Origin of the sequence: Leeuwenhoekiella sp. MAR_2009_132 (assembly GCF_000687915.1) — a bacterium.
Classification (GTDB): domain Bacteria; phylum Bacteroidota; class Bacteroidia; order Flavobacteriales; family Flavobacteriaceae; genus Leeuwenhoekiella.
This window is the reverse complement of sequence record NZ_JHZY01000002.1, coordinates 1,627,291-1,654,128: the sequence shown is the minus strand read 5'-3', so window position 1 is coordinate 1,654,128 and position 26,838 is coordinate 1,627,291. Positions and strand designations below refer to the sequence as shown.

The 26,838-nt window shown below is 34.7% G+C and carries 24 protein-coding genes; 6 read left to right on the top strand and 18 right to left on the bottom strand.

The window, feature by feature from the left end; all coding sequences use genetic code 11:
* Positions 1-8: 8 nt before the first annotated feature.
* The gene (locus P164_RS07045) at positions 9-689 is read right to left on the bottom strand and encodes a CPBP family intramembrane glutamic endopeptidase (protein WP_028375733.1); all 681 of its coding nucleotides are present in this window, start codon (positions 687-689) and stop codon (positions 9-11) included.
* A gap of 240 nt (positions 690-929) precedes the next feature.
* Between P164_RS07045 and dnaK the strand changes: the two genes are divergently transcribed.
* Positions 930-2,837, top strand: coding sequence for a molecular chaperone DnaK (gene dnaK, locus P164_RS07040; RefSeq protein WP_028375732.1), 1,908 nt, complete (start codon positions 930-932; stop codon positions 2,835-2,837).
* A 239-nt stretch (positions 2,838-3,076) separates the two neighbouring features.
* Here the strand turns inward: dnaK and P164_RS07035 are convergent, their stop codons facing one another.
* The 8 genes from P164_RS07035 to P164_RS07000 all read right to left on the bottom strand — a co-directional run bounded on the left by P164_RS07035 (position 3,077) and on the right by P164_RS07000 (position 12,084).
* Positions 3,077-3,841, bottom strand: coding sequence for a LytR/AlgR family response regulator transcription factor (locus P164_RS07035; RefSeq protein ID WP_028375731.1), 765 nt, complete (start codon positions 3,839-3,841; stop codon positions 3,077-3,079).
* The gene (locus P164_RS07030) at positions 3,838-4,869 is read right to left on the bottom strand and encodes a sensor histidine kinase (RefSeq protein WP_028375730.1); all 1,032 of its coding nucleotides are present in this window, start codon (positions 4,867-4,869) and stop codon (positions 3,838-3,840) included. The genes P164_RS07035 and P164_RS07030 overlap by 4 nt, the downstream gene beginning before the upstream one ends.
* A 56-nt stretch (positions 4,870-4,925) precedes the next feature.
* A complete protein-coding gene (locus tag P164_RS07025; protein ID WP_028375729.1) occupies positions 4,926-5,672 on the bottom strand; it encodes a hypothetical protein in 747 nt (248 codons plus the stop codon).
* A 497-nt stretch (positions 5,673-6,169) separates the two neighbouring features.
* Positions 6,170-6,667 carry a hypothetical protein gene (locus P164_RS07020; RefSeq protein WP_028375728.1) on the bottom strand — a complete coding sequence of 166 codons (498 nt, stop codon included), beginning with the start codon at positions 6,665-6,667 and terminating at the stop codon, positions 6,170-6,172.
* Between the two features lie 217 nt (positions 6,668-6,884).
* Entirely contained in the window at positions 6,885-8,708 is a 1,824-nt protein-coding gene (locus tag P164_RS07015; RefSeq protein ID WP_028375727.1) for an ABC transporter ATP-binding protein, read from the bottom strand.
* 112 nt (positions 8,709-8,820) lie between these two features.
* Entirely contained in the window at positions 8,821-10,539 is a 1,719-nt protein-coding gene (locus P164_RS07010) for a phospho-sugar mutase (protein ID WP_028375726.1), read from the bottom strand.
* Positions 10,540-10,599: 60 nt separating this feature from the next.
* On the bottom strand, positions 10,600-11,547 hold the full coding sequence (locus P164_RS07005) for a glycosyltransferase family 2 protein (RefSeq protein WP_028375725.1): 948 nt from the start codon (positions 11,545-11,547) through the stop codon (positions 10,600-10,602).
* Between the two features lie 6 nt (positions 11,548-11,553).
* Entirely contained in the window at positions 11,554-12,084 is a 531-nt protein-coding gene (locus P164_RS07000; protein ID WP_028375724.1) for a DUF4199 domain-containing protein, read from the bottom strand.
* A 208-nt stretch (positions 12,085-12,292) separates the two neighbouring features.
* On the opposite strand from P164_RS07000, the gene P164_RS06995 reads away from it, so the two are divergent.
* Complete coding sequence (locus tag P164_RS06995; RefSeq protein WP_028375723.1) at positions 12,293-12,544, top strand: type B 50S ribosomal protein L31; 252 nt, start codon at positions 12,293-12,295, stop codon at positions 12,542-12,544.
* A gap of 96 nt (positions 12,545-12,640) precedes the next feature.
* Here the strand turns inward: P164_RS06995 and P164_RS06990 are convergent, their stop codons facing one another.
* The 9 genes from P164_RS06990 to P164_RS06950 all read right to left on the bottom strand — a co-directional run bounded on the left by P164_RS06990 (position 12,641) and on the right by P164_RS06950 (position 23,475).
* Positions 12,641-12,865, bottom strand: a complete 225-nt coding sequence (locus P164_RS06990; RefSeq protein WP_028375722.1) for a DUF6095 family protein — start codon at positions 12,863-12,865, stop codon at positions 12,641-12,643.
* The gene (gene murQ / locus P164_RS06985) at positions 12,865-13,677 is read right to left on the bottom strand and encodes an N-acetylmuramic acid 6-phosphate etherase (RefSeq protein ID WP_028375721.1); all 813 of its coding nucleotides are present in this window, start codon (positions 13,675-13,677) and stop codon (positions 12,865-12,867) included. The genes P164_RS06990 and murQ overlap by 1 nt, the downstream gene beginning before the upstream one ends.
* Positions 13,678-13,729: 52 nt before the next feature.
* Positions 13,730-14,539 (bottom strand): DUF4249 family protein, encoded by an 810-nt coding sequence (locus P164_RS06980; protein WP_028375720.1) that lies wholly within the window; start codon positions 14,537-14,539, stop codon positions 13,730-13,732.
* Positions 14,539-16,905, bottom strand: coding sequence for a TonB-dependent receptor (locus P164_RS06975; protein ID WP_234405828.1), 2,367 nt, complete (start codon positions 16,903-16,905; stop codon positions 14,539-14,541). Before P164_RS06975 ends, P164_RS06980 begins: the two co-directional genes overlap by 1 nt.
* A 172-nt stretch (positions 16,906-17,077) precedes the next feature.
* Complete coding sequence (locus P164_RS06970; RefSeq protein WP_028375718.1) at positions 17,078-19,303, bottom strand: NADP-dependent isocitrate dehydrogenase; 2,226 nt, start codon at positions 19,301-19,303, stop codon at positions 17,078-17,080.
* A 635-nt stretch (positions 19,304-19,938) separates the two neighbouring features.
* Positions 19,939-20,289 carry a 50S ribosomal protein L19 gene (rplS, locus tag P164_RS06965; RefSeq protein ID WP_028375717.1) on the bottom strand — a complete coding sequence of 117 codons (351 nt, stop codon included), beginning with the start codon at positions 20,287-20,289 and terminating at the stop codon, positions 19,939-19,941.
* Positions 20,290-20,422: 133 nt separating this feature from the next.
* Positions 20,423-21,100: a tRNA (guanosine(37)-N1)-methyltransferase TrmD gene (gene trmD, locus P164_RS06960; protein ID WP_028375716.1), complete on the bottom strand. Its 678-nt coding sequence runs from the start codon at positions 21,098-21,100 to the stop codon at positions 20,423-20,425.
* 54 nt (positions 21,101-21,154) lie between these two features.
* Positions 21,155-21,769, bottom strand: a complete 615-nt coding sequence (locus P164_RS06955; protein ID WP_028375715.1) for a hypothetical protein — start codon at positions 21,767-21,769, stop codon at positions 21,155-21,157.
* Positions 21,770-22,077: 308 nt separating this feature from the next.
* Positions 22,078-23,475 carry a trypsin-like peptidase domain-containing protein gene (locus tag P164_RS06950; RefSeq protein ID WP_028375714.1) on the bottom strand — a complete coding sequence of 466 codons (1,398 nt, stop codon included), beginning with the start codon at positions 23,473-23,475 and terminating at the stop codon, positions 22,078-22,080.
* Between the two features lie 132 nt (positions 23,476-23,607).
* Here P164_RS06950 and dapF point away from each other — a divergent pair, with 132 nt between their 5' ends.
* The 4 genes from dapF to P164_RS06930 all read left to right on the top strand — a co-directional run bounded on the left by dapF (position 23,608) and on the right by P164_RS06930 (position 26,836).
* Positions 23,608-24,384, top strand: a complete 777-nt coding sequence (gene dapF / locus P164_RS06945) for a diaminopimelate epimerase (RefSeq protein WP_028375713.1) — start codon at positions 23,608-23,610, stop codon at positions 24,382-24,384.
* A complete protein-coding gene (locus P164_RS06940) occupies positions 24,372-24,905 on the top strand; it encodes a GNAT family N-acetyltransferase (protein ID WP_028375712.1) in 534 nt (177 codons plus the stop codon). Before dapF ends, P164_RS06940 begins: the two co-directional genes overlap by 13 nt.
* A complete protein-coding gene (mltG, locus tag P164_RS06935; RefSeq protein ID WP_028375711.1) occupies positions 24,905-25,948 on the top strand; it encodes an endolytic transglycosylase MltG in 1,044 nt (347 codons plus the stop codon). Before P164_RS06940 ends, mltG begins: the two co-directional genes overlap by 1 nt.
* A 231-nt stretch (positions 25,949-26,179) precedes the next feature.
* The gene (locus P164_RS06930; RefSeq protein WP_028375710.1) at positions 26,180-26,836 is read left to right on the top strand and encodes a hypothetical protein; all 657 of its coding nucleotides are present in this window, start codon (positions 26,180-26,182) and stop codon (positions 26,834-26,836) included.
* Positions 26,837-26,838 lie beyond the last annotated feature (2 nt).

The window sequence follows — 26,838 nt, the reverse complement described above, 5'->3', positions numbered from 1 at the left end:
ATTCTTAATTAACGGGTAATTAGTAAAATGCTTATAGGTATAGCATTATTAAGCATATGCATCCCTATAGACCAACTTAAATGTTTGTTTTTAATCTTTATATATCCGAAGAAAAGCCCTGCTAAAAATCTGGGAATTACCAGCATTAGTAAAGGTAGGTTAATCATAAAAGTATCTACATAATTATTAATATGTAAGAGTGCAAAGACACTAGAAGTAATCAACCAGACTTTTATATGGTGTCGAGATAGCCATGCCCTCAAATGTCTTCCTTTGAGTGGTGTAAGCAATTGAATACCTATATAGGTAAAACTACCTAAAAACACAGCAATAAATACGAGCCGCATAAACCAATTTACGTCTGGGGGAATCACGTAATAAGCTATATAATAAGTTGGCCAGGCCACTATGAAGAGTACAAAGTCTATGTGAGATGGTTTTAGAAGAGTTCTAAACATAATTTCTTCTAGAACGGGAGCAATTACGAGTACCATAACAAATGCCTTAAAAGGATTATTTGCAAGCATCTCAAAGAGATTACTCTGGGTATATTCTGATACCCCAATCTGAGGAAACTGCTGTATCAGTAGAGATTTTAGAAGGGCCCAAAGCAAATACAAGGTAAATAGGAGTGAAGCCGATTTTATAAAGAGTTGGGTCTTGGGATCAATGCGTGTATAAAACTTCAATTTTTAATTAAAGTTACATTTTTTAAAGGTAGCAGGTTTTTTGCTACAGGGATAGTAGTGTAAATACTGTCGTTATTTTTGCGACAAATTGCAGCGTATAGACAGACAATAACGCTTGCTTTGGCAAAGTTACGTTCTTGCTCTTAAAATATATGACAGGTTGGCAGTGTTGTTCTGGTGGCACAAAGATTGTCTTAAACAGACCGAACAAAAAATTAATAACACTTAAAATTATATATAATGAGTAAGATCATAGGAATTGATTTAGGTACAACAAACTCCTGTGTTGCCGTGATGGAAGGTAACGAGCCTGTTGTTATACCTAATGCAGAAGGTAAAAGAACAACTCCTTCTGTGATAGCATTTGTTGAAGGCGGTGAAATTAAAGTAGGTGATCCTGCAAAAAGACAAGCTGTAACAAACCCAACCAAAACGATATCTTCTATTAAGCGTTTTATGGGTAACAAGTTTTCTGAGTCTAACAGAGAATTAGAAAATGTTGCTTACGGTGTAAAAAAAGGTGATAACGATACTCCACGTGTAGATATTGACGGTCGTCTTTATACTCCACAAGAATTATCTGCAATGATTCTTCAAAAAATGAAGAAAACTGCTGAAGATTATTTAGGGCAAGAGGTAACAGGAGCTGTAATTACAGTACCTGCTTATTTTAATGATTCTCAGCGTCAGGCAACTAAAGAAGCTGGTGAAATCGCAGGTCTTAAAGTAGAGCGTATTATTAATGAGCCTACAGCGGCTGCATTAGCTTACGGTCTTGATAAAAAGAGTACAGATCAAAAGATCGTAGTATTTGATTTTGGTGGTGGTACGCATGACGTTTCTATATTAGAATTAGGAGATGGTGTATTTGAAGTACTTTCTACAGATGGTGATACACACTTAGGTGGTGATGACGTAGATAGCAAAATCATTAACTGGTTAGCTGAAGAATTTAAGTCTGAAGAAGACATGGACCTTCGTAAAGATCCTATGGCGCTTCAACGTTTAAAAGAAGCTGCTGAGAAAGCTAAGATTGAATTATCTTCTTCAAATCAGACTGAAATCAACTTACCTTACGTTACAGCTACCGCTAGCGGACCTAAGCATTTAGTACGTACATTAACCCGTTCTAAGTTTGAGCAGTTAATAGACGATCTAGTAAAAAGAACTATAGCTCCTTGCGAGACTGCACTTAAAGCTGCTGGTCTTTCTAAGAGTGACATCGACGAGATCATTTTAGTAGGTGGTTCAACTCGTATTCCTGCTGTACAGGAAGCTGTTGAAAAGTTCTTCGGAAAGAAACCAAGTAAAGGTGTAAATCCTGATGAGGTTGTTGCTGTAGGTGCTGCTATACAAGGTGGTGTACTAACAGGAGATGTTAAAGATGTACTTTTATTAGATGTAACTCCACTTTCATTAGGTATTGAGACTATGGGTGGTGTAATGACTAAATTAATTGAGTCTAACACAACTATCCCTACTAAGAAATCCCAGGTATTCTCTACTGCAGCAGATAATCAACCAAGTGTTGAGATTCACGTTCTACAGGGAGAGCGCCCAATGGCAACTGATAACAAGACAATTGGTCGTTTTCACTTAGATGGTATTCCACCAGCGCAGAGAGGAACTCCTCAAATTGAAGTTATTTTCGATATTGATGCTAACGGTATCATTAAAGTAAGTGCTGAAGATAAAGCAACTGGTAAGAAACAAGATATTCGTATCGAAGCTTCTTCTGGTCTTACTGAAGAGGAAATTAAAAAGATGAAAGCAGATGCTGAAGCAAATGCAGAGTCTGATAAGAAAGCAAAAGAAAAAGTTGACAAATTGAATGAGGCAGACCAGATGGTTTTCCAAACTGAGAAATTGTTGAAAGATTCTGGTGATAAATTATCTGCAGATAACAAAACTAAAATTGAAGGTGCTTTAGAAGAGTTGAAAAAAGCTCACGCTACTGGTGAATTAGAGCAAGTTACTCCTGCATTAGATAATTTAAATGAGATCTGGAAATCTGCTTCTGAAGAGATTTACAAAGCTCAGGCAGAAGGTGGTGCACAGCCGGGTCCTGACGCAGGTCAGCCAGCAGGCGAAAGCACTGAAGGTTCTGCAAGTGATGTAGAAGATGTAGACTTTGAAGAGGTTAAGTAATACACAACCTTAATAGTGAATAACTCCAGAGTTTTATCTGGTTATTAATACTTAAAAACCCGATGCTAATAGCATCGGGTTTTTTTATTTCCAGTTTTGTACGTATGCTCAAATAGGTTACAAATAATTTTAAATCTCAGTTATGTAAGTTAATTCTACGGAAAATTCAAAAATTGATCAATAACTTTTCTTGTTAACATTCTTTTCAAATTTTATTACAGGCACTGTATGTAAACACATTACTGTTCAATCCATTCTCGAAAAGAGGCTGTTTTACTTTGACTAGTTTTAAGATAGTTTTTACAAGCTTTTATTTTTACAGATAATACATTTTTAGAGTATCGCTCTATTTTCTCCACATGTTGCTTATTGATGAGCATACTGCGGTTTATCTTAAAGAAATATTCAGGATTGAGTTGTTCTTCTATTTCTTTCAGACTTAGATTGTTCACTAAATGCTTTTTACCACTTTGGTCAAAAGCGAAAATTACACTTTCACTAGCTTCAAAAAAAGTAATGTTCTCAGTGTCTATGAAGTAAATTCCCTGATGCGTATTAATCGTAAAACGTTTTTTATAAGAGCCTTTAGCGAAGTTCTGTTGAATAAGTTTTGTGAGATTGTTTAGTTGTTGATCAGAAGAGGTTGAATTTCTGAATAACAGAAATTTATTCCAGGCTAGTTCAAAACGTTCTTTTGAAAATGGTTTTAATAAATAGGCTATTCCATTGCTTTCAAAAGCATTCATTAAAAATTGATCATAAGCTGTAGTAAAAATAATTGGGCACGCAATTTTAACCCGATTATAGATTTCAAAAGCATTACCGTCTAACAATTCAATATCTGAGAATATTAAATCTACACTTGAGGTATTTAGAAATTCGATTGCAGTTTCTACAGTGTCAATCTCTGCTACTATTTCGATTTTAGTGTCTAATGTGTCTAAAAATCTTTTTAGTTTTTTTCTAGCAGGAATTTCGTCTTCAATGATGAGTATTTTTATCACTGTTCTAATTTATGAATTATAGGAATGCTTACAGAAAATGTGCTGTCGTGGTTTTGAATTTCAATAGGAGTTTTGGTTAGCAATTTGTATTGCTCTCTTAGGTTATTTAACCCTCTTCCTGAAGTTGTTTTTGCATTCTTTTTAGGAATATAGTTGTTAGTGACTCTAATTGTATTATCTATATGTATTTGTATAGAAACAGGGTTTTTAGCCGTTCCTAAATTATGTTGAACTGCATTTTCAAGTAGCAATTGTAAGGCGAGTGGTATGATATAACCGTGATTGTTTTTATTTGTAAGGGCTAGCTGATAAGCGTTGCCGTATTTATGTGCTATCAATTTAAAATAGTGTTCAGCAAAAATCAACTCATCTTCAATGGTCACAAATTTTTTGTCTGAAGCCTGTAGTACATATCTGTAAATATCTGCAAATTCATTTAAAAACTCAGACGCTTTATTTTTATCTTCATCGATAAGCTGATCTAAAACATTGAGATTATTAAATAGAAAATGAGGGTTAAGTTGTGTTTTAAGTTGGTTGATTTTACTTTCTGAAATCGCCTGATTGTAACTAATTAATTGCTTCTGTTTTTTAGTATTTTGTTGAAAGTAGTAATATGCCAGAAAAAAGCTACCGTAGATTATACCGTCTAAAAAATTGGAAAGCGTAGATAATATAAGCGTTTGTTGATTAAAGTTTCGTTCTATAGTATTAAAAGAAAAGGCTATCACAAAGCCAATTAAATATGTAGCTATTACAAAAATAACGAGCGAGTCACTAAAAATTTTTATCATTTCCTGTACTCCAAATACATCAGGGTTAATCATTTTTCTGATGAAAAAGAGCATAATAAGGTAAAGGATACTTACTGAAATGAGCGTAGCGATTGCTGCATCTGGCGTAAAAATATAGGCATCAACATTACCTCTTACTATGATACGGGTATAAATAGATTGAAAATATGCAAACAGTAAAATGAATAGAAAAAAATAACGATTAGCGTAAAAAGTATAAAGCAGTCTTTTCATGGTGTCAAAAAATAAAAATAGCATTATATCTCTATAATGCTATTTTTAAATATTCATTATTTTTTGTTTTCCGGAAATGATGCAATTGTATTTCCTTTTTCGTCAAAGAAGTCAAGTTTAGCATTGTTTTCTTTGTCTACGTAAAACATCGCCTTGGGCATCCCTTTGTCGTCAAAAAGAAATAAACCATTATTCTGACTTCTGGTTTTACCAAGCATTACTCGGGGTACACCGCCTATTAAACCTTGTTCTTCATATTCTTTTTGTTTGAGTCTCATAGCATCAGGATCTTTTTTTCTAAGCTCCTCTAATTCTTTCATAATTTCAGCTGTTTTAGATTGAGACTCTTTACTTGGTCGATCATTGAATGCAAGACTACTGCTTACAAATCTTTTATCACCTTTTTGATAATCCTGTGTAAGTAACTGCATTACCTGATCTCCGTCATACTGGTCGTATGTTAATGATAGTCCTGAACTGTGACCATTCTCATTTTCTTGACCATCATAGATAAATCCACCACATTCTATCCCATCCTCATTGTAAAACAACATTCCAGATCGTTTTTTACGTTCTTCATTTGTAGGTCTTGTATTAATTTTATCAGTTCCGTTAGGAAAGCGTTCCACATTTGTAATAATCATTTTTACGGTACCGTCTGCTTCTACGATATTAATTCGTTCAACATCTATTTCGCTGAATCTTTGATTACCATTTTTTTTAAACGCAGCAGTGGTTAGAAAAACCATTATTCCCACAGTAGCAACTGCAAAAGTTCTCAAGAAGACTAATTCTCTGTTCATAATATATTGTTTTAGTGTTTAGATTTGATGCTGCAAACCTATCTTAAAGGCAATTGGCGTTCAATAACATAAGTATGAGTCAAGGAAAATTAGTGATAAACTAAGGAAAATTAGGTTTAAGCTGTCTGATGCGAATTACAAAATTTAGATAGAAACCAAGTCAAGGGCTAGCGGGATTATAGGGCCAAGTAAAGTAATTACTAATAGCTTAAAATAGGCCAATAAATGTATGCAGCACTTTGACATCGCCTACAACCTCAAAATATAAATTAAGTTTATTGAAAAGCGCATAAAAAGTGGAGTAGGGATGCTCGGCTTGTTTTTAAAGTTCACAATGACGTTAAATCAAGAGTATAAGTCCATTTTAAAGAGACTTCATTCTGCTAATTTACAAACGATATAAAACTAGAAAACCGCTTAAAAGCGGTTTAAATAAGTGATATTTTCTAAAAATTAAAGGCTTGTGCAACGGTTATCGTTGTTGTAAAACGTATTTTTTAATCAGGAATATAATAACAGATTAATCCTCTATTATTTTTCACAGCAACGAGTCCAAGTCCTTTTTGGTAATATCTTGTGTCAGACATTCCGTTTGAATAATTCATTTCGATTACTAATAAATCCGTAAGTTTTCCTTTAGGTGTTTTTAGTTTTGCTCCAACTTTTTTAATTGTTCCGTTGCCAATTGTTACACCAACTTTTGGGTTTACTCCGAAAAACACTTGATGCTTTTTTTTAACATCATTCCAATGATATACAGTATCGTTACTTATTCGGATTTGCATTTCCATTAAGTTATTTTTAAATTTCTGGGAATACAAATAATATTTTTCTCCGCCAATTTCTGTTGAATCAGTAAAAGACTCCACGTATTTGTCTTTATACCAAGTTAGGGTTTTTTCTTTTCCAATTTCAATCGGAAAAAAACTCTCTGAATTTTGTCCAGTTAAAATCAGAGGTAAAAATACTAATGTTAATAATACTGTTCTTTTCATATGTTTTACAACTCCCGGATAACACAACATTCGCATACTATCCGTATTTAAGTTATTTTCAAACTCTTTTAAATAGTTTTTATCTAGAAGTAATTCGCTTCTCTAAAATACTCTTTAAGAACTTAATATCTTTACAGTTTTCTATTAAAGCCTTAAAAAAAGAAGCCTCAACAGTATTTAATTGTTGAGGCTTCTTTTAAATAATATATAGTTTTAACTAATCAAAAGACTGCATATCTACCAGCTTTTTATAAGTACCATTTAAACTTAAAAGTTCTTGATGTTTGCCTTGCTCAACAATTTTTCCTTTGTGCATTACAATGATTTGATCTGCATTTTGAATAGTAGATAAGCGGTGTGCAATTACAATAGAAGTACGATTCATCATCATATTTTCTAAAGCTTTTTGTACCAGGCGCTCACTTTCGGTATCTAAAGCAGAAGTAGCCTCATCTAAGATCATAATTGGCGGGTTTTTTAAAACTGCCCGCGCAATAGAAAGACGTTGCTTTTGACCGCCACTTAGTTTGTTTCCGCTGTCTCCTATGTTAGTATCAAGTTTTAAAGGCAAGTCTGATACAAACTCCCAGGCATTTGCGATTTTAAGCGCTTCTATTACTTCATCATCGCTAGCCTCTGGCTTTCCTAATAAAATATTGTTACGTACCGTATCGTTAAAGAGAATTGAGTCCTGAGTGACTAATCCCATCTGCGCCCGTACCGAATTTTTAGTAAGATCTTTTAAATTGATCCCATCTAATTTGATAGCACCTTCATTAACATCATAGAAGCGCGTGACCAGATTTGCAATAGTACTTTTACCGCTTCCGCTTTGACCTACTAAGGCAACAGTTTTACCTTTAGGAATAACCGCACTAAAGTTTGAGAGTACCTGCTCATCTTCATAACTAAACGTGATATTTTCAATACGTACCGAATCTGAGAAAGTTGCTGCAACTTTAGCATCTGCCTTATCTTTTATAGTGGTTTCCGTATTTAAAACCGAAAGAATACGCTCTGCAGCGGCATCTCCTTTTTTTACACTGTATGAAGCTTTACTAATCTGTTTTGCCGGTGTTAGAATATTATAAGATAAGCCTAAAAATGCGATAAATGTAGCTGCAGAAAGTGTACCGTCTACAAGTACCATTTGACCACCGAACCAGAGGATGATTACAATTACAAAAATCCCTAAAAATTCACTTGCAGGAGAGGCTAGATTTTGACGGTTAAGCAAGCTGTTTAATACGGTATTCAATCGATTTGTACTCGATCTGAATTTAGTTCTAAACTGCTCTTCCCCATTAAATCCTTTAATGATTTTAAGACTTGATAAGGTCTCTTCTACAATAGATAAAAACGTACTATTTTCTTCCTGAGCCTGACTAGATTGTCGCTTTAAAGACTTTCCGATTCTCGAAATGACTAAACCAGAAATGGGTAAAAATATAAATACAAATAAGGTAAGCTTGGCGCTCATTAAAACCATAGCAATGATGGTAAAAATTATGGTTAACGGCTCGCGCACCACCATTTCTAATATAGAAAGAAAGGAGCGTTCTACTTCGTTAACGTCGGCTGTAATTCGGGAAATGGTATCTCCTTTTCGTTTTTCTGAAAAATAGGAGATAGGCAATTCAATTAATTTATCATAAATAGCATCACGTACATCGCGCATTACTCCATTCCGCAAGAAGGTAATAAAATAGGTAGCTAAGTATCCAAAAATATTTTTGAGAAAAAATAGAATGACAACTATTATACAGATAAAAACAAGTGCTGAAAGCTCATCTTCTGCTACACGCTGGCTTACATTATAATAAAAATAATCTACAGCATATTGCTTTACATTAGGCCATCCTTCCCAAACAGGTAATTCTGAAATACGTTTACTCTTATCAAATAAAATCTCAATGACCGGTATTAAGGCTAAAAATGATAGCGTGCTGAAAACAGCGTATAGAATATTACAAATGATGTTGAGAATTGCGTATTTCTTATAAGGAATTGCAAATTGTAATATTTGTTTGAAGTAATTCATAAGGCCTAAGCGCTTGTAAAATTTAATAGAGTACTCTACTTAAGTATAAATCCACCAGTGTTTTATATACTGGTGGATTTATAGGTATTATTACTAAATGAGGTGTTTCTAATTACAGACCTAATTCTTTACGAATACCTGCTATTTTCTCATCTAGTTTTTTCTCGGTGTCCTCAAGATCTGCAAGACTATCTGCGGTATCATTAACACTGATGTAAAATTTTATCTTAGGTTCGGTGCCGCTTGGTCGTGCAGCTATACGAGAGCCTTTATCTGTATGGTAAATAAGAACATTAGATTTTGGAATTTCAATATCGCTAGAACTTCCTGTATTTACCTTTAAAGATTTTGAACTTGCATAGTCATCTATTTGAACAATACGTTCGCCAATGATAGAGGTCAATGGGTTTTCACGCAGATTAATCATTGTTTGCTTAATCTCTTCAGCTCCAGAAATTCCTTTCTTTACAAGTGAAGTTAGGTCTTCTTTGAAAAAACCATGTTTTACATAAAGATCTTGTAATTTTTTATAAAACGACGAACCTTCACTTTTTGCTTTAGTTACAATCTCACAGGCAAGTAGAGTAGCGGTTACCGCATCTTTATCACGTACAAAGTCACCTACCATATAACCAAAACTCTCTTCACCACCACCTATAAAATACTGGCTAGGGTGATCTTTAATCATTTTGGCAATCCATTTAAAACCGGTAAGGCCTAGTTTGCATTCTACGTCATAGGATTTAGCTAAAACCTCCATCATAGGGGTAGATACAATAGTAGAGCCTATAAATTCAGTCCCGTCTGCTTTATTGTTTTCAAAGTAATTATCCAGTAAGAAATCGGTCATAACAACCATAGTCTGGTTACCATTTAAAAGCACTAGTTTACCGGAGTTATCACGTACAGCTATCCCAAGGCGATCACAATCAGGATCTGTACCTATAACAATATCTGCGTTTTTTTCTTCAGCAAGAGCCATAGCCATTTTAAGAGCTTCGGGTTCTTCAGGATTGGGAGATTTTACCGTTGGGAAATTACCATTTGGCTTACGTTGCTCTTCAACTATATGTACATTTTTATACCCTGCTTGCTCTAAAACATCAGGAATCACAGTTACTGATGTTCCGTGAAGTGGTGTAAAAACGATTGTTACATCATCGCGGTGTTTTGCTAATTCAGAAAAGCTTCCATTTTCTAATGAAGCTTTTAAAAATGCGGCATCAACTTCAGTATCTATATAGGTAATGTGCTCTTTTTTAGCATTAAAATTAATAGCGTTATAGTCAAGCTGTTCTATTAGGGCTACTATTTCAGAATCTTGTGGTGGTACGAGTTGACCACCATCTTGCCAGTATACTTTATAGCCGTTATATTCCGGTGGATTGTGACTTGCAGTGAGTACAATACCACAATGGCAATCTAGATGTTTTACAGCAAAACTAAGTTCTGGTGTAGGTCTTAAATCACTAAATAAAAATACGTTTATGTCATTTGCAGAAAATACATCTGCAACAACCTGAGCCAGTTCTTTACTGTTGTTTCGGCAATCATAAGCGATAGCAACTTTTACAGACTCTCCCGGAAATGATTTTTTAAGATATTCAGATAAACCCTGGGTGTTTTTACCTAAGGTATATTTATTGATTCGGTTTGTGCCTACGCCCATTATACCGCGCATTCCACCGGTACCAAACTCAAGATTTTTATAGAAACTTTCGTTTAGATCTTCTGTATTGTTTGCAAGTAACTTTTTAACTTCCTCTTGAGTGGTTGTATCAAAGGTAGGAGACAACCAGGCCTCCGCTTTTGCAGTAATTTCAGGATTCATAGTGCGCAATTATATAAGTTTAAATTCAAAAATAGTCATTTCGGTTAACGTACACTTTACTTAAAAACCCTTTTTATCTTTAATAAGATATCTAGGTCTTTCATGTTTTGTACGCTGCAAGAGTTCGCCAAGAAAACCGGCTATAAAGAGTTGCATTCCTATAATCATACTGGTAAGAGCAATATAAAACTGAGGACGCTGTGTTAGTAAACGAGCTGTAGGATTTATAAACAATTTGTCTATGCCTAAATAAGCAGCAAGACCAAAACCTATCATAAACATAATAGCACCTAAAGTGCCAAATAAGTGCATAGGTCTTTTTGCGAAGTGCGTGACAAACCATATTGTCAAAAGGTCTAGAAATCCTTTGATGAAGCGGTCTGCGCCAAATTTTGTCTGGCCATATTTGCGAGCCTGATGCTGTACTGTTTTTTCGGTGATATTAGCGAAGCCCGCATTTTTAGCAAGTAAGGGAATATAGCGGTGCATATCGCCATACACATCTATATTTTTTACAACTTCATTTCGGTAAGCTTTTAAGCCACAATTAAAATCGTGTAATTTCAGTCCGCTGGTTTTACGTGCTGCAGCATTAAATAATTTAGACGGAAGGTTTTTTGATAAGACCGAATCGTATCGTTTCTTTTTCCATCCTGAAACCAGGTCAAAGCCTTCTTCTGTGATGAGTCTGTAAAGTTCTGGTATCTCGTCTGGACTGTCCTGCAGATCTGCATCCATAGTGATAACCACATCGCCCTGTACAGCAAGAAAGCCGGCATTTAATGCCTGGCTTTTGCCGTAATTTCTATTAAAGCGTAATCCTTTAATATTAGGATTACTTTCTGCAAGGTGTTCTATTAGCTGCCAAGAACCATCTGTACTACCATCATCTATAAATAAAAGCTCATACGTTAATTGTTCTGAAGTAATAACTTGTAGAAGCCAGTTGTAAAGTTCTTGTATAGATTCTTTTTCGTTAAGAAGAGGTATAACTACCGATAGTTGCATACTGTATTAATCTTGGTACGGGTTTTCTGTTTTAAGAATAAGACCGCTTATAAGTGATATGATAAAACCAAAAAATATTCCGCCTACGATTTGAAAAGAAGCTTGTACCCAAGGGCGAGCAAATTGACCGGCCATGGCTAAACCTTGCTCGATTTGAGCCTCGGTCATATTAGGAGATTGTTCAATCATTGCTTCACGTTGTTTTTCTACTATAAGATCAACAAATCCTGGCTCAATAAACGTTAGAAATATAAAGTTATACAAAGCAGCAATAAGAGCACCAGTAATGGCAATACCTACACCTACTTTAAGCGCTTCTTTAAAGTTCATATAACCACCATTGCCCTTTTTGAAAACCATTTGACCATATACAATCATCCCGATCATAATGGCAAAACCTACCACTGCAGTAACCCAGTTTTGATCTAATAAGCTGTTTGTAATATATAGGATTACAGCTTGAGTAATAGAAAGTACACCTAATAGTGTCCCGTAAGTTAATGCTACTTTTCCTGTGGTTTGTTGTTGTTCTTTCATCTTAGTTAAGATTTAGTTTGTAAAAGTACGTTTTAGGTATAAATACACCTATATTTTTAGTAATACATAAGTAGAGATAAGGGACATTATGTTACATTTATTTTCTTTTTTGAATAAAAGTTAAATATTATTGCGAATAGCCTTGTTAGGTAATAATTTATTTCTAAATTTGCACCTCAAAATTCAGCAGATTTTAAAGCATTTTACGATGAAAAAAGAGATACATCCAGAAAATTTTAGAGTAGTAGCATTTAAAGACATGTCTAACGATGATGTGTTTTTAACTAAATCTACTGCTAATACAAAAGAAACGATAGAAGTAGAAGGTGAAGTTTACCCGTTGGTAAAACTGGAGATTTCTAGATCATCACATCCATTCTACACCGGTAAATCTAAATTAGTAGATACAGCTGGTCGTATAGATAAGTTCAAGAACAAGTACAAGAAATTCGCTAAATAAGCGTTTTCAATAGTATATATAAAAAAGCCTTTGCTAATCGCAAAGGCTTTTTTTATGTTTCCATCTATAAAAATGTTCTTAGACTTTTACAGATATTTACTTTTTACCAAACATAGAATCCATTATTCGGTTTATACCTTTAAACCCAAAGTAGATAGCTAGTATTGCGGCTACACCTCCTAAAATTAATACAGGAATATAAAGTGGATGCTCTTGATTTTTAAAAGCCTGATATATAAGACCGGGTCCTAAAAACATAAACAGCAGCGACATTGCCATAGTTTGTACACCTTTTACTAAAGCTTCTTTGTCAGTTCCCATTATTTTACATAATTAGTTATGGCTGCACGTACAGAGCCGTATTCTTCTAATAATTGCGCGGCATTTTTTGCATCTATGTCTAGCTCTGCCTGTATCATACGTATACCACGATCTACAAGCTTGTCATTACTCAATTGCATATCTACCATTTTGTTGCCTTTTACTTTACCTAACTGTATCATAGTAGTCGTAGAAATCATATTAAGCACTAGTTTTTGGGCAGTACCCGCTTTCATTCTACTGCTTCCGGTAACAAATTCTGGACCTACAATTACTTCAATAGGGTATTTTGCTTCTAATGAAATAGGGCAGTTGGCATTACACGTTATGCTCCCTGTGGGTATATTACGTTCATTGCACGCTTTTAATGCGTGTAATACATAAGGCGTCGTGCCTGAAGCTGCAATGCCTATGACAAAATCTTTAGATGTTATATCGTAGTTTTGTAAATCTGACCAACCTTGTATTGTACTGTCTTCGGCAAATTCAACGGCTTTGCGAATAGCGGCTTCTCCTCCTGCAATTAACCCCACAACTAACTCGTGCGGAACCCCAAAAGTAGGCGGGCATTCTGAGGCATCCACAACTCCTAATCTTCCGCTGGTACCTGCTCCCATATAAAAAAGTCTCCCACCTGCTTTAAGTTGATCGACTACTTTGCTGACTAATTTTTCAATTAGCGGCATAGCTTTTTCAACAGCAAGAGGTACAGTTTTATCTTCTGTATTAATGGAGGTTAATACTTCAGAAATACTCATTTTTTCCAAATTTCTATATGTGGAGTCTTGCTCTGTAACTTTAGTGAAATTCATTTAAAATGCTATTAATTTCTGTTTATATTAATGCCGAAAAATTTGTAAAAGTCTATTCTATAATTATTTGATCACTGAAGCTTTCACCTATAGCAAAATAACCTAGAGGATAATGAGCTTCGTCTGTATCGTTAATGACATTTCCTCTTATTTCTGAAGGTGGTGCAGCAAAAGGATTGCCCGAAGCAGAACCCGACTGATTAATAACTATGCTCATATAATCAAAAAAAGGTTTAGTAATGCCTATAAGCTCAACATTAAGGGTATCCTGCGGTTTAACTTCATCGTAAAAATAAGAAAAAGAAAACTGCTGATTTTTGTAAAAAGTATCTTCACTAGTTAAATACTGCCCTTGATCGAGATCAAAAAGATAATAATTATCTTGGTCTGGAGTATCTGTATAAGTTACCACAACTTCAGTTTCGTCACCAGAAAACAAACTGCCATCTCCTTGAGATAAATTGTCCAAAGGTACCGAAGCAATGAAACGGGTATTAGATCTGTAAATCTCATCTTTGTAAAAGATGGTAAGCGTCATCTCATCGTTAGTAATTTGATCTCGCGGAACCATCGCGCTATAATACCCATTTCCATCTAAATTAAGTCTAAAGGTTTCTGTGTTGCTTCTTAAATTAATAATTGCATCATTTACGGTAGGTATCGTATCCTCAAAAAAACCAGTAGTCAAGGTGAGTCGCAAATAAGCTCTTACAAAATTAGAATTAGATTGAGGAATGCGCATTAATGCATCTACCACCAGTCGCTCTTCCGTTTGTGGTAAATCTACATCTATCGTCTCCTGGCAACCGGTTATAAGCCCTGTAAAAATTGCAATTGCTGTGTATTTTATAAAGGTGCGCATTAAAATTTAAAATTATATGTTACAGAAGGTAAAATTCCGAAGATTGAGGTTTTAACGGCTTCATTAACTCCTGTATCTTCATTTTGTCTAAAGTTAATTGATGCAGCATTCATACGGTTATACACATTATAAATACTAAATACCCATTCTCCTTGTACCTTTCGATCAATATTTCTAGAAGGTGTAAGTGTAGCCGAAATATCTAATCGATTATAAGATGGTAGCCGTTCCTGATTACGCATGCCATAATTTGAAGTAATCAAACCTTGAAAGCTAGATTGACTTACGGGATAATTTGTAGGTTGCCCGGTTTGAAAGACAAAATTTGCATTAAAGTTCCATTTTTTACTCGCCTTGTAATTTAGATAAGCACTTATATCGTGGGTTTTGTCATAAGCTGAAGCATACCAATTTCCATTATTAATTCCTACTTCACCGGGTAAACGACCGGGAGTTTGCTGTTCACTACGTGACAATGTATAAGCTAACCAGCCGGTGAAGTCACCTTCATTTTTTCGTGCTAAAAATTCTAACCCATAGGCGCGGGCTTTACCTACAAGAACTTCGCCTTCAATAGCATCGTTAGCGATAAGCTGCGCACCATTTCTATAATCAAGTCTGTTTTGCACGTCTTTGTAAAACACTTCAGTCTCTATAGAATAATCGCCATCAGCTAGTTCTTTAAAATAGCCTAATGCATACTGATCAAGAATTTGTGGCTTTAAGTAAGGTCCGCTAGGAGCATAAACATCAAGTGGAGTAGGAGAATTTGTATTTGATATTAAATGTAGATACTGAGCCATTCTATTATAACTCGCTTTTACAGAACTTGAATTGTTCAATGTATAAGATAACGAAGCACGCGGCTCTAGGTTTGTAAACGTGGCTAAAGTGCCGGTATTGGTTTCTATTTCTGTAGGAGTTGCCGGTTGATAAATCTTTAGATTATCATTGTAAATAAGTGGACTATCATCTGCGTATCTAGAAAAAGAATCTTGACCAAGTCTTGTAAAATGACTCAGTCTTACCCCATATCTTAAGGTTAGATTGCTTGTAATATCTTGCTCTGCTTCAATATATGCCGAAAATTCATTTGCAAATTTATGGGTAAGCTGTGACGGTACAATGCCAGAGTCTGGTCTATTAGGCTCAATAGTAGCAGGATTAAAGCGGTAATATATATTATTTATACCGTAGCTTAATTTTAGATTGTTATTTAAATAATGCTGAAAATCATACTTTAAATTAAAATTACGAATACCCGAGTCATATTGAAATCCTACAAAATCAAGCTCAAGACCATAATAATAGTCGGAGTAGATGAGTGAAAGATTAGAAAATAGCTTGTCTGAGAAAATATGATTCCATCTTAAATTTATAGTAGCATTACCATAAACATTTACAAAACTTTCATTGACGCTAAAAAGGTCTCTACCAAAATAGCCAGATAAGTAAAAATTGTTAGTTTCGTTTAGTTTATAATTCAGTTTTGCATTTAAATCATAGAAATACGCCTTATTATCTAAATCAAAAAGGGGTAAAAAAAGGTGCGCATAGGAGGCTCTACCACCTATTAAAAAGGCAGATTTGTCTTTTACGATAGGACCTTCAACCAGTAGTCTACTTGCAATAGCACCAATACCACCATTAGCGTGAAACTCTTTACTGTTTCCTTCTTTCTGATAAATATCGAGCACTGAAGATACTCTGCCGCCATAACGAGCAGGAATACCACCTTTATAAAGTTTTAAATCTTTAATCGCATCTGGATTAAACACAGAAAAGAAACCAAATAAATGAGAGGAGTTAAAAATTATAGCCTCGTCTAAAAGTATAAGGTTTTGATCTACAGCGCCTCCTCTTACATTAAAGCCACTTGCGCCCTCGCCGGCACTTGTGACTCCCGGTAAAAGTAGAATAGATTTTATAACGTCTGCCTCACCAAAAACAACAGGAATTTGTTTAATCGTTGATGCCGTTAATGCATTTACACTCATTTGAGGTTTTCTGATGCTTAGTTTCTCAATGTTTTCTTCAATTATTATCTCATCTAAAGTTTCAGTAGCTTCTGCTAAGCTGAAGTTTAACTTTGTATTTTCAGAAAGATTAATTGCTTTTGAAATTGAATTAAAACCTATAAAACTAATTTGAATGTCGTACGACCCTTCTGGCAAGGTGATCGAGTAGAAGCCATATTCATTAGTGACAGCTCCGGTATTTAATTCGGGCACCAAAACGTTAACACCTATTAATGTTTCATTAGATGAAGCTGCAGTAATAATACCGCTTAAGGTATGGTTATTCTGACTCCAGCTGACGGATATTATTCCTAATAACAGGAATAAAATAAAAGAATTCTTGATCAAGTTTTTTTTTCAAAAATAAGAGACTTAAGGCATTAAATCACAAGTTTTTTGAGAGAAGCCTTACTTTAATTTAAATAGACATTATCCGTTTGTAAAAATTAAAATTGAGATCAATAAAAAACGGGTTTTGAAGTTACTTCAAAACCCGTTTTATTTAGATTATAAAATGCAGTTATGAATTTATTATTGCATTTAAAGTAGCACTTGGTCGCATTGCCTTTTCTGATTTATCTTCATCAGGAAAGTAGTAGCCACCTAAATCTACAGGAGATCCTTGTGCTTCTAGTAATTCTGAAAGAATCTTAGCTTCGTTTGTTTCTAATTCGCTTGCAATTTCTGCAAAATGAACTTTTAACTCAGTATCCTTATCTTGAGAGGCTAGAGCTTGTGCCCAGTATAGTGCTAGATAAAAGTGGCTACCGCGGTTGTCAAGCTCATTAACGTTACGTGAAGGAGATCTGTTATTATCTAAGAATTTAATAGTAGCATTGTCTAAAGCTTCTGCTAAAACTAATGCTTTTGAATTACCGTTAGCTTCAGCCTCGTGTTCTAATGAAACAGCTAAAGCAAGAAATTCGCCTAAAGAATCCCAACGAAGATGACCTTCTTCTACAAATTGCTGAACGTGTTTTGGAGCAGAACCACCTGCACCGGTTTCAAATAAGCCACCACCATTCATTAAAGGAACGATAGAAAGCATTTTTGCACTGGTTCCTACTTCAAGAATTGGGAACAGGTCTGTATTGTAGTCACGTAAAACGTTTCCGGTTACAGAGATCGTATCTTCGCCTGCTTTCATTCTCTTAAGTGTAAAGCGGGTTGCAAGCTCAGGAGACATTATTTGTATATCTAAACCTTCAGTATCGTGATCTTTTAAATACAGAGTTACTTTGGTTATTAATTCTGCATCGTGTGCACGATTCTCATCTAACCAGAATAGAGTAGGAGTACCTGTTGCACGAGCTCTGTTTACTGCGAGCTTAACCCAGTCTTGAATAGGAGCATCTTTAGTTTGACACATTCTCCAGATATCTCCGGCTTCTACAGTATGTTCTAAAAGTACATTACCTAGAGCATCAACAACCTGAACATTTCCATCTAACGGAATTTCAAAAGTCTTATCATGAGAACCATATTCTTCAGCTTTTTGAGCCATTAAGCCTATGTTAGGAACTGTACCCATTGTTCTGGGGTCAAAAGCACCGTGCTTTTTGCAAAAATCTATAGTTTCCTGGTATATACCCGCGTAGCTACTATCTGGGATTACAGCTTTTGTATCTTGAGATTTACCAGCCGCATTCCACATCTGACCACTGTTTCTAATCATCGCAGGCATAGAGGCATCAATGATAATATCGCTGGGTACATGAAGATTGGTAATTCCTTTATCAGAATTTACCATAGCAAGATCTGCACGATTATTAAGTGTGTCTGCTATTGCCTTTTCAATTTCCTGTTGCTTATCTGCCGGTAATTTTTTAATATCATTTAATAAAACGGCTAAGCCATTTTTAGCATCTACACCTATAGATTTTAAATCTTCGCCATATTTTTCAAAAACATCCTTAAAATAAACACGAAGTGCGTGACCAAATATGATAGGGTCTGAAACCTTCATCATAGTTGCTTTAAGATGTATAGAGAGCAAAATATCTTTTGCTTTAGCATCATTTATTTGTTCACTTAAAAATGCTAAAAGTGACTTTTTACTCATTACAGTAGCGTCTATAACCTCACCTGCTTTGAGTGGTAAATTTGCTTTTAAGTTTGTTTTTGTACCGTTTGTATCAGTATGTATTATGTTAACCTCAGTAGCTTCCTGCAGTGTAAGTGACTTTTCATTAGATTTAAAGTCACCTTCAGACATAGTAGCAACGTGCGATTTGCTGTCGTTGCTCCAGGCGCCCATACTGTGAGGATTTTTTTTAGCGTATTCTTTCACCGGTTTAGGAGCTCGTCTGTCTGAATTACCTTCTCGTAAAACAGGATTTACCGCACTCCCTAATACTTTTGCAAAACGTTGTCTTAATGCCTTTTGCTCTTCGGTCTTTGCGTCTTCAGGATAACTTGGTACTGAAAAGCCCTTGGCTTGTAATTCTTTAATAACTTCAGTTAACTGAGGTACAGAAGCACTAATATTAGGAAGCTTAATAATATTTGCATCAGGACTTTTGGCCAGTTCACCTAATACAGCTAGGGCATCTTCTACTTTTTGATCATCACTAAGATAATCTGGAAATGTTGCTAATAGCCTAGCTGCTAAAGAGATGTCTTTAACTTCTAATTCGATATTTGCAGCCTTGGCAAATTTTCTAATAATGGGTAATAGAGAGTGTGTAGCTAAAGCCGGTGCTTCGTCTGTTTTTGTGTATGCTATTGTAGACGTTTTGGTTGACATAGAAATTTTCTTTTTTATAAATCTTGGTTTTAGGATTACATCACTAATTAAGAATTAATCCTCTATATAATATTTAAAAATCTCAAATAGATTTTAATAATTTTTTCGGTCTGCAAATATAGAATTTTATAGCAGATTTTAACACCTAATTTGTTCTTAATGCCACTGATATAGGGAATAAAGATTATAATCTAGATTAATTGTTTTTTAATAAAAAAGCTCTATTAAGATTAAAATAATCTTAATAGAGCTTCAAATGGCTTGACTTTTTACCGGTGAACCCTTTAAGTTCTTTAGCAAGAATATTAGTACTTGCACCGTAAATCAATACATAGGAATTAATTAATTAATCCCGATCCTATACATTTATAAATTTTTTAAATTCTGAACACGTTTTAAGTGCTTCATAACTATATAGGCAACAAATAATGCTTTTCAGAATAAGCAAAGGCATTACTAAATTTTAAACTTATACTAAGATACTATAAAATTCCGATATCGATATAGTATTGCTAGATATTTATTATGAACATCTTATGAACATAGGTTTTTAACTTTTGTTAATTTCTGAAATGAAGGTATAAAAAAATGCCTCTATATATAGAGGCATTTTTGTAAATATACAGGAGTTAGAATTATTTTCTAACTTCTTTAATTCTAGCTTTCTTACCAGTAAGACCTCTAAAGTAGTAAATACGAGATCTACGTACTTTACCTTGCTTATTTATTTCGATTTTTTGAAGTGCAGGTAAGTTGATTGGGAATATACGCTCAACACCTACAGTACCAGACATTTTTCTAATAGTAAAAGTGCGGGTTACTCCAGTACCACGTACTTGAATAACAACTCCTCTAAAGAACTGTGTACGTTTCTTTTCTCCTTCACGTATTTCATAATACACAGTGATGGTGTCTCCAGCTCCAAATTCTGGGAATTCTTTTTTCTCTACAAATTCGTTTTGTACAAAACTGATTAAATCTTCCATTTTTAAGATTTTTTAAATTTTATAAAAGCAACATTCACGTACATCGCCAGAGGTTATTCTTAACAGGTTGCAAATTTAAGATTAATTTTAAATCTCACAATCTTATAGGTGTATTTTTTTGAAAGTAAAACTACTAGTCTTTCAAAAGGTCTGGTCTGCGCTTAAGAGTATGTTTATAGGCTTGTTCTTCTCTCCATTCTTCTATTTTAGGGGTATTCCCAGAGGTTAAAATATCTGGAACCTTCCATCCTTTATATTCGGCCGGTCGCGTATAAACTGGTGGAGCTAATAAATCATCTTGAAAAGAGTCTGTTAAGGCTGAAGTCTCATTGCCTAATACTCCGGGTATTAACCGTATTACTGCATCGCATAGTATTAAAGCACCTAATTCACCACCACTTAAAACATAATCACCTATAGAAATCTCACGGGTTATAAATTGATCTCGTACACGCTGATCTACGCCCTTATAATGACCACAAAGTATTATAACATTATTAAGCAGTGAGACTTGATTGGCAATACCCTGATTTAAAGTTTCACCGTCTGGAGTCATATATATGATTTCATCATAATCACGAGCTTCTTTTAATGCACTTATGCATTTGTCTATAGGCTCAATCATCATAACCATACCGGCTCCACCGCCAAATTGATAATCATCTATCTGTTTATAGGAACTGTCTGTATAATCACGTAAATTATGAAAATGAACTTCTACAAGGCCTTTTGCAATTGAGCGTTGCATTATAGAAGCTTCAAAAGGACTCTTTAAAAGATCGGGAACTACGGTAATAATATCTATGCGCATAATTTACAGTAGGTCTAAACTTTTAAATTAAAAATAAAATAGGTCGAAGAAGCACTAATTGTTTTTAGTATTTTTTAAAGCTTTGTTGCGCTCATCTTGCAGCATTCTGCCCATTTTTTGTTCTTTTTCTAGTGCTTTTTTACGATACTCATCGTATTCTAATTCTGTTTCATTTAGTTTCTTGCGAGCTTCCTGAGTATGTGCGTTACTACCTTTGTATTTATAAATAAATAGTACCAGACCCAAAGCAAGAACCCCTACAATAGCCCACATCATTGTCATATAACCTACTTTACTCATAGGTATTCCAAAGAAGAAAATAGAATCTTTCTCCTCAATGGTTGAAGCTAATGTGCTCTTTGTTTCCACTAAGGAATCATTCAATTGATTTACCTCAGATTTTTGAGAATCTATATTTGCCTGCAGACTCGCAATTTCAGTTTTTAAATTTGAAATACTATCCACTGCATTTTTCTGCAATTTTATAAAATCACCTTTTTTGATGTTTTTGTAATCTTCCCAACTATTTGAATCATTATATAAATCTTCAAATTGTTGATTTATTGTATTTATTTTAGGTCCCTGAACTTCAGTAGTTTCTACTTCTTGAGCAGTTAGGCCTGAGAATGCAACAAATGCAAATACTAGACTAAGTCTTAATTTATTCATTTTTGGCTAATCGTTTTTCTGTTTCTGGGAAAACGAGATGCTTTCCTTCTTAGTATATTTTATCCGCAAAAATAATCAATTACCTGTGTAAAGACGTATTTGATTTTAATAATTGAGCATATTAAATAAGATGTCTATCACATTTAAGGTAGGTACTATTTTATTTGTAATAGTAAATGATAGGTCCCTACTATAGGATGTTTAACTTATTATTTAAATAAACTAGATATATAAAAGATAATTTCTGAGTCAAAAAAAAAGCTCTTCCTGTTAAGAAGAGCTTTTAAAACTAATAATTACTTATGCTTTTATTGAAATATAATTTGTTTTCTCTCACCACCTTTACTAACAAAACTAATACTTATCGCCTCGTTAGGTGCCTTATTTGATACTGCACGTTTCACATCATCAATTGTTTTAACAACTTTGTCATCAATGGCAGTAATAACAATACCGCTTAAATCATATCGCTTTAATTGATCATTAGTTGCCTGTGCTATAACTACGCCCTCTTTAACGCCATATTCTTTTAATGCTTCTTTTGAAATTTCACGAACTTCTAAACCTGGTTTTTGAATAACAAAAGAAGAATATTTAAGAAGTTTTACTGAAGCTGTTTTAGTGTCGCTGCCTCGGGTATAGGTAACTTCTACAACATCATTAGGACGTTTAGATCCTAAATAGCCAGTAAGATCTGAAAATTTTCTAATGACGACATTGTCAATTTTTGTAATTATATCACCTTTTTTTAGTCCGGCTTTATCAGCGCCTCCATCTATTTCTACATCACCTACATATACACCTTCTACGGTGTCAATACTCAAATCATTAGCAAGGTTCGGGTTTAAACTTCCTCCGGAAATCCCTAAAATACCGCGTTGAACATCGCCATATTCCATAATGTCTTCAACAATCTTACGGGCATTGTTTGAGGGCACAGCAAAAGCATAACCAACATAGCTTCCTGTTTGAGAGGTTATAGCAGTATTTATACCTATCAGCTCACCATTAATATTAACTAATGCACCACCGCTATTACCGGGATTAATCGCAGCATCTGTTTGTAAAAAGGATTGTGGGTTACCATCCAGTTCATTAAAATCTCTAGCCTTTGCTGAGATGATACCAGCTGTTACCGTACTGGTTAAATTAAACGGGTTACCTACGGCAAGGGCCCATTCTCCTATGCGCACATTATCAGAATTTCCAAAAGGAAGATAGGGCAACTCACCATCTGCATCAATTTTAATTAATGCAATATCTGCTTTAGGGTCTGCGCCTATAACTTCAGCATTAAAGGTGCGATTATCATTAAGTGAGACTTCAAGTTCTGTAGCGCCATCAATTACGTGGTTATTAGTGACGATATAGCCATCTGCAGAAATAATAACGCCACTACCAGCACCTACGAGTCCTTTTTTCATCTCGCCACCACCATAAAATAAATCCTGAAGACTACGAGGTTGTCTCGATATCTGTACATTTTTAACGTGTACAACTGCGTGTACCGTACGGTCTGCAGCTTCTGTGAAATCTGCATTGGTACTGGTTAAAGGCGTACCATTATATGTAACCGGACTAAATTTTGAAGAAGTTGTAACGCTTGTCACGTCATGTTGAATGTTTTCTTCCAGGAGTTTATATGCTCCTAAAGTAATACCACCACCTAAGATGGCAACAAACAGTAAGCTTGCAAATTTTTTCATAATTCGTTTTTCTTTTTAAATAACATTATAAGTACGATTGTACGTATTTGATGTTGCAGTATTTAACTAGTCTTTAACAAGCTCTAGAATTCTTGCTTTGTGTATTTTTGCAAAGCTTATTAAAAACCAGTTATGGCTTTATTATTTTATAAATACCAGGGTACCGGCAACGATTTTGTAATTATTGACAATCGTCAAAATGTTTTTTCCAAAAACAATACCAAACTTGTCAGGGAAATGTGTGACCGAAAATTTGGCATAGGTGCCGATGGTTTGATGCTGCTTGAAAAACACGATACGCTAGATTTTACAATGGTTTACTACAATGCAGATGGGAACCCTAGTTCTATGTGTGGTAATGGGGGGCGATGCCTTGTAGCATTCGCAAAAGCAATGGGTGTTATTGATAAGACCACCACTTTTGAAGCTGTAGATGGAGTTCACGAAGCAATTATTAAAGATGACTTAGTGCATCTAAAAATGCAGGATGTAGTTTCTATTCAAAAATTTGACTCGCATCTTTTTCTAGATACAGGATCACCACATCACGTAACCTGGGTTGCTGACATAGCATCTTATGATGTAAAAAAACAGGGAGCGGCGTTACGATATAGCGATTTATATGGCAAAGCCGGAAGTAATATCAATTTTGTGCAGCAAACTGAAGCAGGCTTTAGAATGCGTACGTATGAGCGAGGTGTTGAAGATGAGACGCTAAGCTGCGGTACGGGAGCTACTGCAGTTGCTCTTGCAATTCACAAGTTAGGGAAGACGACCTTAAATAGTGTACCGTTACAGGTAGAAGGAGGTGAGTTGCAGGTAGATTTTAAACCTACAGCAGAGGGATACACTGACATATATTTAATTGGTCCTGCACAGCAAGTTTTTGAAGGGGTATGGCCGGTTTAACATTAAAAGGAAGTCTCGTTTATTTAAGGGCTCTTGAGCCAGAAGATCTCGATCTTATCTTTAAAATAGAAAATGATGAGAATATGTGGGAGCTAACTTCTACAATAACTCCCTTCTCCCGTTTTCTACTTAAACAGTACCTTAAAAATTCACATCGAGATATTTTTGAAGTTAAGCAACTTCGCCTGGTTATTTGTAAGAGTGACACTAATGAACCTCTGGGACTTATTGATTTATTTGATTATGAGCCTAAGCATCATAGAGCAGGACTCGGAATTTTAATTTTTGAAGATAATCAGCGAAGAAAAGGTTTTGGCGCCGAGGCTTTACAATTAATTATTCAATACAGTTTTAAGAGACTTGAGTTACACCAGTTATATGCAAATATATTAGAAACTAATACCGGCAGTATAAGTTTATTCGAAAACCAGGGCTTTACACAAGTTGGGTTAAAAAAAGATTGGATACGTATAGCCGGTAATTTTGAAAATGAATATCTATATCAATTAATAAAAAAGTAATGTATATAAAGCGTATTGTAGCTGCAACAGCAGTAATAGGACTTATCATAGCAGGTTTTTTTGCCTATAGCATCTACGGAAAATTTTTAACACCTAATACTTCATTTAATAATGAGGAAGCACACGTATATATTCCAACTAATGCGACCTATCAAGATGTGAGATCAGAATTGGAGCCTCTTTTGAAAGATCACACATCTTTTGATGAAGTAGCCCAACGTAAAGGTTATATAGGAAATATTAAAGCTGGGCATTTTATTATAAAGAGAGGAAGTAATAATAATGAAATTGTAAATGCTATACGTAGCGGAAACATTCCTATAAAAATTTCCTTTAACAATCAGGAGCGATTAGAAAATCTTGCGGGGCGTATTTCTCAGCAAATTGAAGCAGATAGTATTTCTTTAATAAAAGCATTTACAGATCCTCAGTTTCTTAAAAATAATAAGTTTACTGAAGAAACGGCTTTAAGTATGTATTTACCTAATACGTATGAATTTTACTGGAATACTAATGCAGAGGAATACCGTGACAGAATGTTGAAAGAATATCAGCGATTCTGGACAGAAGAACGTCTTCAAAAAGCAGAAAAGCAGGGTTTGACGCCAGTAGAGGTATATACTTTAGCTTCTATAGTTCAAAAAGAAACCGCAAAAAATGATGAGCGACCACGTGTTGCGGGAGTGTATTTAAATCGTTTACACAACAATTGGACACTAGACGCAGATCCTACAGTTATTTATGCAGTAAAGAAAGAATCAAATAATTTTGATCAGGTCATTAAGCGTGTTTTGTATAAAGATCTTGAAACGGTTTCACCTTACAATACCTATAAATATGCGGGTTTACCGCCGGGGCCTATTATTATGCCAGATCTTTCTGCAATCAACGCGGTTTTAAATCCTGAAAACCATGAATACTATTTCTTTGTTGCAAACGTTTCTAAACCTGGCTATCATTTATTTGCAAAAACGATAGCACAGCATAATGCAAATAGAAAGCAATATATAGACTGGATTAATAATCAAGGAATTAACAGATAATTGAAAAACGTTAAATGTTTGATGTTTGTGTAATAGATTAGCATTAATTTGTTAAAAATGCCAACATAATCATTTAAATCTAAGGAAAAGCAACGAATAATCGCGAAAACCTTAAATTTATAAAAACCTTAACCAATTCATTATCAGTAACTTAATTACAAGTTGTATATTTGCCGGGTAATATAGACAGGTGTATTAGTAGCGTTTTACTACCGGTCTGAAAAATTATTTATGACAAGAAACATAGTAAAATTAGCAGCGCTCCCTTCTGTATTTGGTCTTGTAGCACTTAGTATGTCTATAAAAGATGCAGAAATGCCTCTCGATAACTCTACAGATGGGTTAGAACTTTTTTACACAGTTCCTCAGGCAGACGAGTTAGATTCTTCTACTATTTTTGATGAGACAAAAAATTCAAGCTTAGCAACTACCGGAAAATCTTTTACCGGTTTTAAAGAAGCTTTAGGCTTTAAAGAGTCACAAAACGATTACAAACGTATAAATCAGTTTGGCTATCTAGGAAAATATCAATTTGGTAGAAGTACATTATTGTTATTAGGTATTTCAGATACTGATGAATTCTTAGAAAATCCTGTTTTACAAGAAAAAGCTTTTGTAGCTAATGCATCACGCAATAAATGGGTTTTACGCAAAGATATTAAGCGTTTTGCAGGTAAAACTATGAATGGTATTACTATAACCGAATCGGGAATTTTAGCTGCGGCACACCTAGCAGGACCGGGTAGTGTTAAAAATTATCTTCGCTCAGGTGGTGTTGATGGTTTTAGAGATGCTTTCGGTACTTCGGTTCACAGTTACCTTAAAAAATTTGGAGGCTATGATGTCTCTTTTATTGTGCCTGATAAGAATGCAAAAGTTAATTTATAAAG

Bases quoted from the DNA above. Each gene is read 5' to 3' on its own strand.
- dnaK (WP_028375732.1), top strand. From the start codon at position 930: ATGAGTAAGATCATAGGAATTGATTTAGGTACAACAAACTCCTGTGTT.
- P164_RS07030 (WP_028375730.1), bottom strand. From the start codon at position 4,869: ATGAAAAGACTGCTTTATACTTTTTACGCTAATCGTTATTTTTTTCTA.
- P164_RS07025 (WP_028375729.1), bottom strand. From the start codon at position 5,672: ATGAACAGAGAATTAGTCTTCTTGAGAACTTTTGCAGTTGCTACTGTG.
- P164_RS07020 (WP_028375728.1), bottom strand. From the start codon at position 6,667: ATGAAAAGAACAGTATTATTAACATTAGTATTTTTACCTCTGATTTTA.
- P164_RS07015 (WP_028375727.1), bottom strand. From the start codon at position 8,708: ATGAATTACTTCAAACAAATATTACAATTTGCAATTCCTTATAAGAAA.
- P164_RS07010 (WP_028375726.1), bottom strand. From the start codon at position 10,539: ATGAATCCTGAAATTACTGCAAAAGCGGAGGCCTGGTTGTCTCCTACC.
- P164_RS07005 (WP_028375725.1), bottom strand. From the start codon at position 11,547: ATGCAACTATCGGTAGTTATACCTCTTCTTAACGAAAAAGAATCTATA.
- P164_RS07000 (WP_028375724.1), bottom strand. From the start codon at position 12,084: ATGAAAGAACAACAACAAACCACAGGAAAAGTAGCATTAACTTACGGG.
- P164_RS06995 (WP_028375723.1), top strand. From the start codon at position 12,293: ATGAAAAAAGAGATACATCCAGAAAATTTTAGAGTAGTAGCATTTAAA.
- P164_RS06990 (WP_028375722.1), bottom strand. From the start codon at position 12,865: ATGGGAACTGACAAAGAAGCTTTAGTAAAAGGTGTACAAACTATGGCA.
- murQ (WP_028375721.1), bottom strand. From the start codon at position 13,677: ATGAATTTCACTAAAGTTACAGAGCAAGACTCCACATATAGAAATTTG.
- P164_RS06980 (WP_028375720.1), bottom strand. From the start codon at position 14,539: ATGCGCACCTTTATAAAATACACAGCAATTGCAATTTTTACAGGGCTT.
- P164_RS06970 (WP_028375718.1), bottom strand. From the start codon at position 19,303: ATGTCAACCAAAACGTCTACAATAGCATACACAAAAACAGACGAAGCA.
- rplS (WP_028375717.1), bottom strand. From the start codon at position 20,289: ATGGAAGATTTAATCAGTTTTGTACAAAACGAATTTGTAGAGAAAAAA.
- trmD (WP_028375716.1), bottom strand. From the start codon at position 21,100: ATGCGCATAGATATTATTACCGTAGTTCCCGATCTTTTAAAGAGTCCT.
- P164_RS06955 (WP_028375715.1), bottom strand. From the start codon at position 21,769: ATGAATAAATTAAGACTTAGTCTAGTATTTGCATTTGTTGCATTCTCA.
- P164_RS06950 (WP_028375714.1), bottom strand. From the start codon at position 23,475: ATGAAAAAATTTGCAAGCTTACTGTTTGTTGCCATCTTAGGTGGTGGT.
- dapF (WP_028375713.1), top strand. From the start codon at position 23,608: ATGGCTTTATTATTTTATAAATACCAGGGTACCGGCAACGATTTTGTA.
- P164_RS06940 (WP_028375712.1), top strand. From the start codon at position 24,372: ATGGCCGGTTTAACATTAAAAGGAAGTCTCGTTTATTTAAGGGCTCTT.
- mltG (WP_028375711.1), top strand. From the start codon at position 24,905: ATGTATATAAAGCGTATTGTAGCTGCAACAGCAGTAATAGGACTTATC.
- P164_RS06930 (WP_028375710.1), top strand. From the start codon at position 26,180: ATGACAAGAAACATAGTAAAATTAGCAGCGCTCCCTTCTGTATTTGGT.